Annotated in this window: 13 protein-coding genes and 1 tRNA gene; 8 read left to right on the top strand and 6 right to left on the bottom strand. The window is 52.1% G+C overall.

What is annotated here, in order from left to right; genetic code table 11:
• Nucleotides 1-14 precede the first annotated feature (14 nt).
• The 3 genes from BMY63_RS10390 to BMY63_RS10380 form a co-directional block, all read right to left on the bottom strand.
• On the bottom strand, nt 15-3,707 hold the full coding sequence (locus tag BMY63_RS10390; protein ID WP_091916544.1) for a DUF4922 domain-containing protein: 3,693 nt from the start codon (nt 3,705-3,707) through the stop codon (nt 15-17).
• Between the two features lie 110 nt (nt 3,708-3,817).
• On the bottom strand, nt 3,818-4,765 hold the full coding sequence (locus BMY63_RS10385; protein WP_091916542.1) for a PGN_0703 family putative restriction endonuclease: 948 nt from the start codon (nt 4,763-4,765) through the stop codon (nt 3,818-3,820).
• Nucleotides 4,766-4,778: 13 nt separating this feature from the next.
• Nucleotides 4,779-5,108, bottom strand: coding sequence for a hypothetical protein (locus BMY63_RS10380; protein ID WP_143065776.1), 330 nt, complete (start codon nt 5,106-5,108; stop codon nt 4,779-4,781).
• 125 nt (nt 5,109-5,233) lie between these two features.
• On the opposite strand from BMY63_RS10380, the gene rlmN reads away from it, so the two are divergent.
• From rlmN to BMY63_RS10340, 8 genes are all read left to right on the top strand, one after another.
• Nucleotides 5,234-6,304, top strand: coding sequence for a dual-specificity RNA methyltransferase RlmN (gene rlmN / locus BMY63_RS10375; protein ID WP_091916538.1), 1,071 nt, complete (start codon nt 5,234-5,236; stop codon nt 6,302-6,304).
• 15 nt (nt 6,305-6,319) lie between these two features.
• Nucleotides 6,320-7,390, top strand: a complete 1,071-nt coding sequence (locus BMY63_RS10370) for a PdxA family dehydrogenase (RefSeq protein WP_091916536.1) — start codon at nt 6,320-6,322, stop codon at nt 7,388-7,390.
• Entirely contained in the window at nt 7,387-8,391 is a 1,005-nt protein-coding gene (locus tag BMY63_RS10365) for a lysylphosphatidylglycerol synthase transmembrane domain-containing protein (RefSeq protein WP_091916523.1), read from the top strand. The genes BMY63_RS10370 and BMY63_RS10365 overlap by 4 nt, the downstream gene beginning before the upstream one ends.
• A gap of 65 nt (nt 8,392-8,456) precedes the next feature.
• Nucleotides 8,457-9,680 carry a sigma-54-dependent transcriptional regulator gene (locus tag BMY63_RS10360; RefSeq protein ID WP_091916521.1) on the top strand — a complete coding sequence of 408 codons (1,224 nt, stop codon included), beginning with the start codon at nt 8,457-8,459 and terminating at the stop codon, nt 9,678-9,680.
• A gap of 58 nt (nt 9,681-9,738) precedes the next feature.
• Nucleotides 9,739-10,209, top strand: coding sequence for an LptE family protein (locus BMY63_RS10355; protein WP_256219005.1), 471 nt, complete (start codon nt 9,739-9,741; stop codon nt 10,207-10,209).
• A 6-nt stretch (nt 10,210-10,215) separates the two neighbouring features.
• Nucleotides 10,216-10,968, top strand: coding sequence for a tetratricopeptide repeat protein (locus BMY63_RS10350; RefSeq protein WP_091916517.1), 753 nt, complete (start codon nt 10,216-10,218; stop codon nt 10,966-10,968).
• A gap of 12 nt (nt 10,969-10,980) precedes the next feature.
• Complete coding sequence (secG, locus tag BMY63_RS10345) at nt 10,981-11,361, top strand: preprotein translocase subunit SecG (RefSeq protein WP_091900589.1); 381 nt, start codon at nt 10,981-10,983, stop codon at nt 11,359-11,361.
• 102 nt (nt 11,362-11,463) lie between these two features.
• Nucleotides 11,464-11,537 (top strand) — tRNA-His (locus BMY63_RS10340).
• A gap of 61 nt (nt 11,538-11,598) precedes the next feature.
• Here BMY63_RS10340 and BMY63_RS10335 read toward each other — a convergent pair.
• The 3 genes from BMY63_RS10335 to BMY63_RS10325 form a co-directional block, all read right to left on the bottom strand.
• Nucleotides 11,599-12,330, bottom strand: coding sequence for a sulfite exporter TauE/SafE family protein (locus BMY63_RS10335; RefSeq protein ID WP_091916515.1), 732 nt, complete (start codon nt 12,328-12,330; stop codon nt 11,599-11,601).
• Nucleotides 12,331-12,350: 20 nt separating this feature from the next.
• On the bottom strand, nt 12,351-13,079 hold the full coding sequence (locus BMY63_RS10330) for a peptidylprolyl isomerase (protein WP_091916513.1): 729 nt from the start codon (nt 13,077-13,079) through the stop codon (nt 12,351-12,353).
• A gap of 164 nt (nt 13,080-13,243) precedes the next feature.
• Nucleotides 13,244-14,149: a helix-turn-helix domain-containing protein gene (locus tag BMY63_RS10325; protein ID WP_091916511.1), complete on the bottom strand. Its 906-nt coding sequence runs from the start codon at nt 14,147-14,149 to the stop codon at nt 13,244-13,246.
• Nucleotides 14,150-14,193 lie beyond the last annotated feature (44 nt).

Here is a 14,193-nt window from a genome sequence, read left to right as displayed (position 1 = left end):
GTTGATACTAATGATTACTCGTAGATCTTCTGTATCTGGGCACCACGGTAGTAGAAGAGCAGGATCTCATCGTAGGTCTTACCCTGCTCACCCATGACGGCAGCACCGATCTGACAGAGTCCGACACCATGTCCCCATCCCTTGCCATGGAGAATGAACTTGTTGCCCTCAGAGGTGGCGATCTTCTCCACCTCAAAGGCAGAACTGAGCAGATGAGTGTCGCTGAGAGTCCTGCGGATCTCCAGTTCCTTTCCGATGGTAAAGGTCTTCTTGGTGCCGACGATCTTGAGCTTCCAGATACGTCCGCTCTTGCCTCGTTCCAGAGGAATCAGATCCGTGATGGTGCCGAAGTCTTCTTTCAGTTTCCTGCATACAAGCTCAGAGAGCTGCTCTTCCGTATACTCCACCGTCCAGCGGTAGAAGTGTGGGGTCTCCTGGTCGAAGTCGTTGAGCACCTGTGAGAGGATCTTCTTGTCGTTGGTATTACAGTAGGGATCCTGGAAAGAGACAAGATAGGGCTTGGGTGTATCCTCCCAGCAATACTGGAACTCTTCCGTCTGTCCGCCACAGCATTTTGAGAAGCGCGCGTCACAGATATCTTCACCATAGGTCAGGATCTGTCCACGTGTCTCCTGAATGGCTTGTCCCACATGCTCATTGCAGGCCTTGGTGATACCTTGGTAGCGCTGACAGTGGTCATCGGCACAGACATCGAAGATGGTGTGGTCCTCGCGGTCGTACCATCTGATCAGTTCGTCGTCTTTCTTGGTAAACGAGAAGAAGCTGTCGTTACCGTTCTCATGTTGACGACGCTTCTCCATCTGGGCCAACAGCCATGAACGGGAGATGACGGCATGGGCCTTGAGGAACTCCGGGGATGCGGTGGCCGACATCTCACTGGAGATGACACTGGTGAGGTACTTCTCAACAGGCAGTTCGTTGATGGCAACGATCTTGTCGGCCTCGACCACGATGCGGAGCGTCCCCTCGAACACCTGTGTCTCTTTCCGTTCCCAATGGAAGTTGACGCCAATGGTCACATCGTTGAGCGAGAAAGAGGCATTCTCCGACTGCGGCGTGAACGTGAGCTCGCGATACTGGGTGCCTCGCCAGAGGATACCACCCTCCAGGAACTCCACCGTCTGACTGCCTGTGATGACCTCGCCCTTGGCAATGAAGGGGTCGTTCAGTACAAAAGAGATCTTCTCGCCACTGACGATGCCGACGGTGACGTTAGGCTCTTTGGAGTTGATGGACTGGAAGTGAGGATTGAGCTTGATGGTGCCCGACTTCAGACGACTGATAACATCCTGCAGCTCTTCCTGAGAGAGCGATACCTCATGGAGAATGGCGATGGCCTTCTCTGGCGTCAGTCGTTCAAAGTCCTCCTGTCTGGGTGTGATGATCATGCCTGCCATGTCAAGGGCTCCCGGACTGATGACCAACTGGTTGGCCCCCTCCTCATAATAGCAGTCAGGACGGTGCTTGCGACGCGGAAAGACCACAGAGAGATACTCGTCGTCGTGCCGCCAGCTGACGATATTCATCATCGGTTCTGTCTCGTCCTCACGTTGTGGCAGTGCCTCGTAAAGACGGCGGAAGAGCTGCTCGTCACCATAGAGCGAATGACTCCTGATGAGCAAAGCCGGACAAGGATATTCCTCGATGAGGGAGATGTCTTCATTCTCGTTGAGACTGATGATGGTGGTCAGGTTCCTGCCAAGTCGTCGCCAAGCCGTCTGCAGCGGCAGGAGACCACTGGAGCCAGCCTGGAAGTGGGCATGGTCGGGAGCTGAGGCTCCGCACTTGGGACCGTTGTAGAAGACCATCAGCTCAGGATACTCGTCGAGCAGCTTGTGTATCTCGCCATACCTCTCCCGGATCAGTTGCGGCTCATGCTTCACAGAGGGAATCGTGAAGTGAACTGGTAGGATGGGGAAGGGGTTGACGAGCAGGTCGTATTGTGCGTTCACGGATTTCTTCACCTGCTCTTTCGGACGGTTCTGCTCACAGAGGAAACAGGGCCGCTCGGCAAGGGTCTGTTTGTCAATCTTGGCTCCTGTGGAGACCATACGGGCAGGATTCCATTGCACCTGGATGGAAGAGGCGCCCACCGCCAACTCACGCGTCCTGACGTTACGCAGGTCGAGGTAGCGGTTACGGGCATCGGCCCATTTCTCCAACTGCCGACTGAAGAACCGTTGCAGTGGAGAGTCGTCCATCAGTTCCTGTTTGCCCTGTAGCATCTGCTGACGGGCCATGATCTCTAACGTACGTAGCCGATCTTTGTATAGGTTGTTCGCGTTGATCCGTTCGATAGAGAGCGCAGCGTCGCTGTTACCTCCCCAGCGCCGACAGAGGTACAGTTCCGAGAAGATTCGTCCGATACGGTAATGACGGGAGAAAATAAGTCCCAGCGCATAGTCCTCACCGTACGACGTGTTAGGGAATCCGATTTGTCGCAACAGTGGTGTGAAGAAGGCTCTGGGGGCACCCAGTCCGTTGATGCGCAGCGCATTGTTCGGTCCGTTCTCGTCAGTCCATTCCTGATGGTCGATGAGACCTGGGGGTAAGGTGTTCAACTCAAAGTCGCACATACGGTATGAGCCGATGACCATCGCCGCATGTTGGCGGTGGAAGGTGTCCACCACTTGCTGGAGCGTCTTAGGTGACGAGTAGAGATCATCAGAGTCGAGCTGTATGGCAAACCGTCCGCAGCGGTCATCGTTGATGGCAGTATTCCAGCAACCTCCGATGCCGAGGTCAGTGCGCTTGGGTATGATATGGATCAGTCGTTCGTCGTGGAAGCCTCGTAGCAGTTCCGTGGTACGGTCCGTGGAATGGTTATCGACGACGATGACATTGAACTTGAAGTTCGCTTTCTGACTGAGGGCACTCGTCACGGCGTCGCAGATGGTCTTCTCCCTGTTGTATACGGGGATGATGACGGATGCCTCTACGTCGAATTCCTGTTCGTTGAAGTCTGGACGACGGTAGAACGACGGGTCGATCTTTGCGCCTATCTCTGCCAGATGGGCTGTGGCGGCATGCTCCATCTCTATCTGCACCTCACGGTTGCGTGGGTTCACATAATCAAACTGTTTCACGCCCGAGGCTCTCGTGTCTGTCTCCTCCTCGGTATAGAGTTTCTCGTTGATGTGGAAGATCGTTCCGCTGCGACTGAGGAAGAGTCGCAGGGCATAGAGCCCCGCATGTCGATAGTCGTGCTCTCCTGCCTGCATGGCGAAGGTGTGAAGCAGCGATGTCTTGACAAGTCGGATGGCACCGAAATCAAAATCATCGCGGATACTACCTAGTTGGTAGTCGATGACGGGGTGGTCCTTCCGTTCCCCGCCGATGCTGTCGTAATGGTCGGCATAGACCATCGCGGCATCAGCGTCGGAAGCCACACGAAGCATACGCTCCATGGCTCTGTCGCCGATGGTCAGTCGGGTTGATTTCGTCTGAAGCAGGGCATAGTCTGCCTTCGCATTCTCTGCGATGCTCATCAGCGTGTTGCTGCTGGTGAGATTGTCTACCGTAATCTGCTGACAGCCCGGGAAGGATGCCATCACCTCCGTGTCAAGGGCCTGTGTTACAAGTAGGAATATATGTTGTACTGTCTTACTTCCTCTTAGCTGCGCCGTAATCTCGGCAGTCGACTGAAGGTCTTCGTAAGGCAGGAAACAATCGATTTTCTCTCTCATGGTTATCTTGGATCATTTGTAATACAGCGCAAATTTCGTAATATTTCCCGAGAAAACCAAAAAAATTTGAGACTTTTCGAGCGTGAATAACTTTGAAGTGATTGTTGTACTTAAAAAGGGTAACGAGTTTGAAGATACTCAATCCAGTTCTGAAATTGTGATTCTTTTGGGTAATGAACCTTCAATAAATCAAACAACGACTCGAAAGTGATAAACTTAAATGTTGAGAGTCCATAATCAGTTAAGAATTCCCTGTACTTTGGTAAGACCTTAGTAAAGTGCGGGTTTCCGCAAGGATAGAGTGTAACGCTGTAAAATCTTTCCACCATCTTGTTCATAACCATTGATTCGCCTAAGATGTGATTTCTCCATATCTGCCTGAATTTATTTAAGCAAAGGCTTGTCTCACGAATAGGTTTGCTGGCAATTTCTTCTTTGTATAGACCACAACTGCGTGTAATTATTGCGTATTGGGATTTTTCGTCCATAACCTCGCGCTTTTCTTTCCCGCCAAAATGGTAGCCCTCTTCTGTATATTTTACTTCTATACCTAAGCCTCCAAGTTGCCCGTCGTGCAGAAACTCTATATATGCGTCAAACGAAGTGTTGTCATTAAGACATTTTGTTTTCTCGGGAGCCCATTCTATACGGATGTCTGTAATGACGTCAATAAGAGGTTCTCCTATGATGTCGTTGAAAACCTTAGCCGCGGCTTGAAGATCTGCTTTCATGGGAACAAAGACATTCCAAGGAATATGTTCACTCCTGAGCATATTTGCATAAAGACCCGCATGTTGTGCTGTTGTAAGTTTGGGATATCGTTTCCTTATCAGATGCAAAATGTCAGATCTGAATCCTTCATAGAAGTTCAGACCCGCATCAGCATCTTCAGGCAAAAGGAATGCTCCGTACTTGCCAAAACGATTAGACGGATCAAAGCCAACTTTCAAATATTCTTCTCTGAACAGCGATTGTTTTGAACGAGCTGCTTTTTTGAAAGGCTTGTCACTTTTACAGGTTTCTTCACAATGATAGTTGTTCGTTGGTAGATGTCTCATAGATTATGCGAAATTACAGATTAATATATTTCACAGGGTTGGCGCTTCTGCCGTAATAGTTCTTTACGCTTTTACCCAGATATTCTGAATTCTTATCTTCTATTCCAGTAAACTCACACCGGTCCTCATAGCCAGATTGCTTAGAATGTTTCCATTCCTGAGGAATATAGACAGCCTCAACTATACCATTAATGATGGCAAGTACATGCGTAGTTTTAGAGGCTTTTTCGAGTTTCACTTTCCAATATTTACGAGCCATCTCATATAGATTCTCGCGCTTTATCTTACCTATTTTGACACATAGGATTCTGTCTAAAGCATTAGGCTGCAGTTCTTGTTCCATATTCATTTTCTGTATAGACATCTAGTTTCTCTTCGCCCAATATGAGGCGTTTCGTCTGCAAATATATAAAAAATAAGTGAACTTATTTTGTTCTGCGCTCGTTTTTTCGTAACTTTGTCCGCAAAATGGAGAATAACGGGAAAAAGAAGGTACTGCTCGGGATGACATCCGACGAGCTGAAGACGGCTGTGAAGGCGTTGGGCATGCCCCAGTTCACAGCGGGTCAGATTGTCAAATGGCTCTATCAGCAGCATGTGCGGAGCATCGATGAGATGACGAATATCTCAAAGGTGAACCGTGAACGGCTGAAAGAGCAGTTTGTCGTTGGAGCGATGTCGCCAATCGACAGTCAGCGTTCTGTCGACGGTACCGTGAAGTATCTTTTTCCTGTGAGATGCTCAGAACAGGGGGATGATGCGGAAGTGCCGACCCTGTACGTCGAGTCGGTATATATCCCCGATGGCGATCGTGCCACCCTCTGCGTGAGCTGTCAGGTGGGCTGTAAGATGAACTGCTTGTTCTGTCAGACAGGAAAGCAGGGCTTCGAGGGCAGTCTGTCGACTGGTGATATCCTGAACCAGATCTATGCCCTTCCTGAGCGTGAGACACTGACGAACGTCGTGTTCATGGGACAGGGCGAACCGATGGATAACCTCGACGCTGTGCTGAAGGCCACTCAGATCCTGACCTCGGCCGACGGTTATGCGTGGAGTCCGAAGCGCATCACCGTGAGCAGTGTGGGCGTGAAGGGCAAACTGAAACGCTTTCTTGACGAGAGCGACTGTCACGTGGCCATCTCGATGCACTCTCCGTTGGTAGAGCAGCGCCGTCAGCTGATGCCTGCCGAGCGTCAGATGTCTATCACCGAGGTCGTGGCATTGCTGAAGCAGTACGACTTCACCCACCAGCGCCGTTGCTCGTTTGAGTATATCTGCTTTGGTGGACTGAACGATACGACGATGCATGCACGGGAGATTGTGAAGCTCCTGGAGGGACTGGAGTGCCGTGTCAACCTCATCCGCTTCCATGAGATTCCGGGTGTCGACTTACCTGGTGCTGATGAGAAACGTATGGAGGCCCTGCGCGACTACCTGACCAAGCACGGGGTGTTCACAACCATCCGCGCGAGTAGGGGACAGGATATCTTCGCGGCCTGTGGTCTGCTCTCTACGGCGAAGAAAAATCACGAAATATAAAAACATACAAGATAAATGGAAGATAGAAAGATTCGCGTGGCAATCACGCATGGAGATACAAACGGTATTGGCTATGAGGTGATTCTCAAGGCCTTTGAGGACCCCGCGATGCTGGAGTTGTGCACCCCGATTATCTATGGCTCACCCAAGGTGGCAGCCTACCATCGTAAGGCTCTTGATCTGGAGGTGCCGTTCTCAATCATCAATAGTGCCGATGAGGCTCATGAGAATAAACTGAACATGCTGGCCACCTTCGACGAGGAGGTGAAGGTCGATCTGGGACAGTCTACGGAAGAGTCGGCCGATGCCGCCCGTAAGGCGATGGCCCGCGCCAAGGAAGACCTGCAGAAAGGGCTCTACGACGTGCTTGTGCTGGGTCCCGTCAAGTCGGCCGCTTCGCCCCAGAAGGAAGACAAGCCGCTGACGATGATGGTGGGCGATGCTGTACGTATCGGTCTTGTCACCAGTCGTCTGCCCATCAAGGAGGTTGCCCAGGCCATTACCACAGAGAAGATCATGGACAAGGGCCGTATCTTCCATACGAGTCTGAAGCGCGACTTCCGCATCTCTAATCCCCGTATCGCCGTACTGGCCCTGAATCCACAGCCCGGCAACGAGGAGCAGACCGTTATCGCTCCCGCCGTCGAGGGTATGGAGAATGAAGGTATCCAGGCCTTCGGACCCTTCCTGGCCGATGAGTTCTTCGGCGAAGGACTGTATCATAGCTTCGACGGTGTGCTGGCCATGTATGACGATCAGGGCATCGTTCCGTTCAAGACACTGGCCCACGAGTATGGCGTGAAGCTCAAGGCTGGCATCACCGCCATCTGTACCACACCCGATCACGGTCCCGCTTTCGATATCGCTGGTAAGGGTGTCGCCGATGCCAGTTCCATGCGTCATGCTATCTATATGGCCGTCGACATGTTCCGTCATAGAGTCGACTACGATGAGCCCCTTGCCAATCCGCTGCCGAAGCTCTATCACGAGAAGCGCGAGGATGGCGACAAGGCCCGTTTCGCCGTGAAGAGCAAGGAACTGCCCAAGAAAGCGCCGGCATCTGCCGACGACGCTCCTAAGGAATGAAAAAGAGATATCAGAATGCTTTCTTCGCCTTTGGTCTGGTCGTGCTGATCGTCATGGTGACGCAGCTCGACTTCCGTCAGGTGTGGGAAGGGGTGAATCATGCAGGCTACTGGTTCCTGGCTGTCATCCTCCTCTGGGGTATTCTCTATATCGCCAATACCTATTCCTGGTATCTCATCATCGACAGTATAGGCAACGAGCAGCACGTGTGCCGAAGGCATCATATAGGCTTCTGGTGGCTATACAAGATCACGGTCTCTGGCTTTGCACTCAACTACGCCACGCCAGGCGGACTGATGGGTGGTGAGCCTTATCGTATCATGTCGCTTTCGCCGAAGATAGGTACACAGCGCGCCTCCTCGTCAGTCATCCTCTACGTGATGACTCATATCTACAGTCATTTCTGGCTGTGGCTACTGGCCTCGCTGCTTTATGTGACCACCCAGCCGATGACTCCGTTTATGGCCGTCGTCCTGACGCTGGTTGTGGGATTCTGCATCCTTGCTGTCTGGTTTTTTACCAGAGGATATAAGAAAGGTATTGCCATGACGGGTATGAATATCCTGCGCCATTTCCCGATGATACGACGCTGGGCGCAGCCCTTCTTCGAGCGTAACCAGGAGAAACTGGCCACGGTGGATGGGCAGATAGCCGCCCTGCACAACCAGAATCCGCGTACGTTCGTTGCTGCGGTCTTGCTCGAGTTGTCCGTGCGCATCGCTTCGGCCTTGGAGATTTTCTTTATTTTGCTGGTCATCCTGCCATATGTCAACTTTATTGACTGTATCCTAGTCTATGCCTTTACCACCTTGTTTGCCAATATCTTCTTTTTCATGCCCCTGCAACTGGGTGGACGTGAGGGCGGTTTCCTGATGTCGACCGGTGGCCTGGGTATGACCGCCCGTTCGGGTATATTCGTGGCACTCATCGTACGTGTGAGAGAACTGATATGGACGGCCATCGGATTGCTGCTTATCAAGTTTGATAAGAAAGAAAAGTGATTTTGCGTTAAAAATCTGCCATTATTGCAGTAGTCTCGGAAAAAATATGTAATTTTGTCAGCTAGATGAAGACTTCAGAATTACAAGGAATCAAACAGCGGTACAATATCGTGGGCAACTGCGAGGCCTTGAATCATGTGCTGGATGTCGCCTTACAGGTGGCACCGACCGATCTCAGCGTGCTCATAGCCGGAGAGAGTGGTGTGGGTAAGGAGATCGTTCCGCGAGTGATCCATGACAACTCTCCGCGTCGGCGCGAGAAGTATTTCGCCATCAACTGTGGCTCCATCCCCGAAGGCACGATTGATTCCGAGTTGTTCGGCCATGTGAAGGGCTCGTTCACAGGTGCCATCAACGACTCCCCAGGCTATTTCGGCGTAGCCAATAAGGGCACACTCTTCCTCGACGAGGTGGGTGAGCTGCCTTTGGCCACACAGGCCCGTCTGCTCCGTGTGCTGGAGACAGGCGAGTATATCCCCGTGGGAGCCACCGAGGTGCGCAAGACCGATGTCCGCATCGTGGCCGCCACCAATGTGAACATCCGTCAGGCTATCAGCGAAGGCCGTTTCCGCGAGGATCTCTACTATCGTCTTAACTCCATCCCCATCCAGATGCCGCCCCTCCGTGAGCGTGGCGAGGATATCATCCTGCTCTTCCGCCTGTTTGCCATGCAGATGGCCGAGAAGTACAAGATGGAACGTGTGGTGCTCGACGATGAGGCGAAGCAGATCCTGCTGCGATACAAATGGCCGGGCAACGTGCGCCAGTTGAAGAATATCACCGAGCAGATATCCATCCTCTCGCCAGAGCGTACCATCACGGCCGCCATCCTCAGGCGCTTTATCCCGCAGGATCAGGAGACCACACAGTTGGCCACCATCCACCGTGAGGGCGACCATAGCTTCGAGAACGAACGTGAGATCCTCTATAAGATCCTGTTCGAGTTGCGTGGTAACGTCAACGAGATGCGTCATGAGATGGGACAGTTGAAGAAACGTCTCGACGAGGCGCAGAGTGGGGCAGCTATCACTACGGCCTCAGGCTCCACCCAACTGGCACCCCTCCAGCCCCTCCAACCTATGGCCACGCCGATGGAAGATGCCTTTGCCGAGGAATATGTCGAGCCCGAGAAAGAGCTTGAGAGCCTGAACCTGAACGATCTGGGCAAGCAGATGCTTGAGAAAGCCCTGGAGCGTAACCACGGCAACCGCAAGCGCGCCGCCCAGGAGCTGGGCATCAGCGACCGTACCCTTTATCGCAGACTGAAACAATATGATCTGGACAAATAAGATATCCCATACAAGCATCGTCAGCCGTTGGGCGAAGGTAGGTGTCGTATGCCTGGCCATGCTCCTTACGGCCTGCTCCGTCAGCTATAAGTTCAATGGCGCCAGCATCGACTACTCGAAGACCAAGACGATACAGATAGCCGACTTCCCGATTCGCTCCAGCTACGTGTGGGGACCGATGGGTCCCATCTTCAACAACGAACTGAAGGACCTCTTTGGCAAGCGTACCCGTCTGCAGCAGGTGAAGCGTAATGGCGACCTGAAGATCGAGGGCGAGATCACCCGCTATGAGCAACCCAACAAGGCGGTATCCAGTGACGGCTACTCGGCCATGACGGAGCTCTCGATGACCGTCAATGTCAGGTTCACTAACAATACGAACCACAATGAAGACTTCGAACAGCAGTTCACCGCCCGCGCCAGTTTCCCGTCTACGCAGTCGCTGAACTCCGTGCAGGAGGAACTCGTCACGCAGATGGTCAAGGATATCTGCGGTCAAATATTCAATGCAACAGTAGCCAACTGGTAAGGAGAGATGGAAAGAATCGTAGAGTTGATACAACATCCCGAGCGTCTGGACCGCGACACTTTGTACGAGTTGCGCTCTCTGTTGGCCCTCTATCCCTGTTGGCAGACCGCCCGTCTGCTCATGCTCCAGAACCTGTATCTGCTCCACGATCCGTCGTTCGACGAGGAGTTACGGCGCGCCGCCGTCTATATCACCGACCGTCGGGTGCTCTTCGATATGATCGAGGCCGCCCACTACCGTCTGCGCCCTGCTGCTCATAAACCTGCCGACACGAGCCATCGTCCGTCGGCTGCCCAACCTGAGAGCCGCACCCTCTCGCTCATTGACAACTTCCTCGACTCTATTCCGCAGGAAGAGAACAAAGAGAAGAAACGCAAGCCGACGCCCGCCGATGCGGCTGTCGACTATGTGGCTTATCTCCTCGAGACCGAGGATGACGACAAGCCCGAAGAGGTGCCCCAGATGCGAGGTCAGAACCTTATCGATACATTCATAAAAAGTGACAAAGGTCGCTTCGTGCTCAGCGATGAGCCCACATCGTCGCCACGCCCCTCAGTAGAAGAGGAAAACACGTCCGATGGTGTTGAAGAAGAGTATTTTACCGAGACATTGGCCCGAATTTACATCAAACAAGGCAGATATTCGAGGGCTTTAGAAATTATTCAGCGATTAAGTTTGCAATTTCCGAAAAAAAATGCTTACTTTGCAGACCAAATTCGTTTCCTAGAGAAATTGATTATAAATAATAATAATAAATAAAGAGTAAAAAAGATGTACACATTACTAGTAATTCTTATCGTGATCGCAGCCCTGCTGATGGTTGGCATTGTGCTCATTCAGGAGTCAAAGGGAGGCGGTCTGGCTTCTCAGTTCTCTGGCTACAACCAGATTGGTGGTGTTCGCAAGACCACCGACTTCATTGAGAAGACCACATGGGGCCTCGCAGCTGCCATGGTGGTACTCAGCGTCTTCTGTGCCTATGTGGCACCCCAGGCCTCCAACGAGTCGTCGGTGATGGAGAACTATGAGGTTCCTGCCACCAACCCAAACAATCTGCCGGGCTTCGGTGCTAGTCAGCAGAAGAGCGCTACAACTCCAGCAGAAGCTCCTGCCGCAGAGGCACCTGCAGCTCCTGCTCAGCCTGCAAAATAAAGAAAAAGTGAAAAAAGTACGGGAATTGTTTGGTTATCTCGAATAATTCCCGTACCTTTGCACTCGCTTTTGAAAAGGAGCATCTCTGAAATAGAGAAGATGGTGCCCGTAGTTCAGTTGGTTAGAGCGTCAGATTGTGGTTCTGAATGTCGTGGGTTCGAGTCCCACCGGGCACCCAACAAAAAGGCTTGTAACACTCAGTTGCAAGCCTTTTTTATTTGGAGATCATCAGTTGTGTCATGACGATAGCAGTATGATCACGCCGCTTATAGCGATATAGGCATAGACGATGTAGCGGAAGGTACGGTTGGGGATGTGCTTGAACACAAAGGCACCCAAACAGGTGCCAATGATGACGCCACCAAGGCCGAATAGATAATCCGTCAGAACTGTCGTAGTTAGGAAACCGTTGTAGGCTCGGACGAAGGTCATCATCACATTTCCTATGAGGAAATAGGTTTGTGCCATCGCCATATAGTGCTCCTTTGTCGGCTCCGACTGGATGAAATACAGTACGGCGGGAGGACCTTGCATCCCGAAGAAGCCACCCATCAGTCCACTCAGCGTTCCTGCTCCGACTTGTACATGCTTAGTTGTCGGTAGTTTGATTTGTTGGCTGAATACAGCGAAATAGATGCTGATGATAATGAGCGCCATGCCGAGGATTAGTCTCAGGATGTGGTCATCGATGCGCGTCAAGGCAAAGATAGCTATCGTCGAGACAATCATAAAAGTCAGCAGTATCGGCCAGAGCCGCAGCCAGGTGACATACTCACGCAACCGCCAGACGATGACTGCCGATGTTGTGATGGCAAGAAGTCCTGAGAGTGTTGTGGCCTCGCCGTATGTTGGCAGGAAGAACGGCAGCATCGTCATGATGAAGATACCGAAGCCGAAACCAGTTGTGCGCTGCACGAAACTGGCTCCGATACTCAGTAGGAATATGGCAATGACGATGCTACTCATCATCAATAAGTACCCAAGATGATTCAATCAATGATCGACATCTTCATCTCAATGTCATCAATGGGTCTGTCACCACGTCCGGTAGCAGAACCCTGGATCATTTCCACGACATGAAGACCTTCCTCCACTTCTCCGAACACGGTGTATTGGCCATCGAGATGTGGGGTTCCCCCAATGGTCGAATAAATCGTGCGCTGCTCCTCTGTCAGGCCCTCACCAGTGACCTGCGCTTCCGCTTCGGCTGCGAGTTTATCCTGCAACTCCTGAAGACCGGCACGGTTTCGTTCGCGGCGCATCTGCATGATTTCGTCGCGATGTTGAGCGGCCAGTTGATTGAAGGCCGACTGGATCTTCTGCATCTTCAGCTGCTTGGAGAACTGACGGAGCTGACCTTCGTTGTACACCTGTCCCCAGACGATATAGAACTGTGAGCCGCTGCTACGACGCTCGGGATTCACCTCGTCGCCCTGACGAGCGGCTGCCAAGGCACCTCGTTTATGGAAAAGACCGTCCTTGATTTCGGCTTCCAGCGTATAGCTTGGACCGCCGACACCCAGCGTCTTGCCGGCAGGCGCGCCTTTGGAATCAGGATCACCCCCCTGGATCATGAAATCCTTAATCACGCGGTGGAACAGCGTACCATCATAGTAGCCATCTCTCACCAGTTTCACGAAGTTGTCACGGTGGATGGGAGTCTCGTCATACAGGCGAACCACGATATCGCCCAGCATTGTCTGTATCTTTACTTTCATATCGTTTTGATTTTTGAGTGCAAAGGTACTGAATAATCCTCGGAATCTGTACGATATGGCTGTATTTCCAACAATCTTTTACTCTCTGTGCGATAAACAGCACTCATGCGAGCAGCTTTTTTATAACGTAGAGCCCACAGAAGTCACACTTTCTAAACTCAATTTCAACTGATAGACTTATACTCGCCGGGGGTCATGCCGGTGAGGCGACGGAAGTATTTGGAGAAGAACGAGGGATTGGCAAAGTGCATCTCCTCGGCTATCTGCGCCGCCGACTTGTCAGTGTGGCGCAGTTCTATTTTGATGCGGGTGATGAGAGCACGGTCTATCCAGTCTTTGGCGGTAGTGCCGCTGGTTTTGCGGATGACGGTGCTCAGGTAGCGCTCGGTGAGGCACATACGCTCGGCATAGTAGCCAATCTGGTGATGCTCGGCACAGTGCTGGGTAACCAGTTGGAGGAAACGGTCGAAGATGGTCTGCTCGCGCGAACGACTGCTGGCCAGTTGGTCGGCTTGCTGATGGAACAGGTGGTTGTAGTGGTGCATCTGAGCTGCCACAAGTGCTGTGACGGTAGGACGGTGATAGTCGTTGGAGGCATGAACCATTTGCCAGATGGTGTCCAGAATATGTTGGGCAGTAGCGATATCCTCTTCGCTGGCAGGCAACAGGAAGTTGTGCACCTGACCGTTGAAGGCTGACGGCATCTGTCCCTCCGCAAAGGGCATGGGGAAATTAGAAAAGAGACCTATTCCGAAGACGCGGAGGTCTGACGAAAGATGTTTGGGGTGGATGATGGTGCCCGGACCGATATAGACGAGGGTGCCGCTCGTGAGGTGGCGGTCTTGCAGGTTGAAGTTGATCTCGGCCTCGCCGCTCATGATGATGCCTAAGCGGTGATCATTGATCGTGAAAGGTGGCTTTTGGCGCATCAGCAGACTGAACACCGTGTGGTCGCCGCGAACCATTCCCAGTTCGCTATTCATGAATACATGCTCGCAAATTTGCGAGAGGTGTGGTGTGAGGATGTCGCGCATCCGTGTGATGTCCATCAGTTGCGGTTGTCTGTTCATAATCTGTCCTTTTTTGTTGGCAAAGATACGAATAAGCGAGCGAA

Source organism: Prevotella aff. ruminicola Tc2-24 (assembly GCF_900110895.1).
Lineage (GTDB): Bacteria > Bacteroidota > Bacteroidia > Bacteroidales > Bacteroidaceae > Prevotella.
The sequence above is the reverse complement of the archived record's forward strand: the minus strand, read 5'-3'. Positions and strand labels throughout refer to the sequence as shown.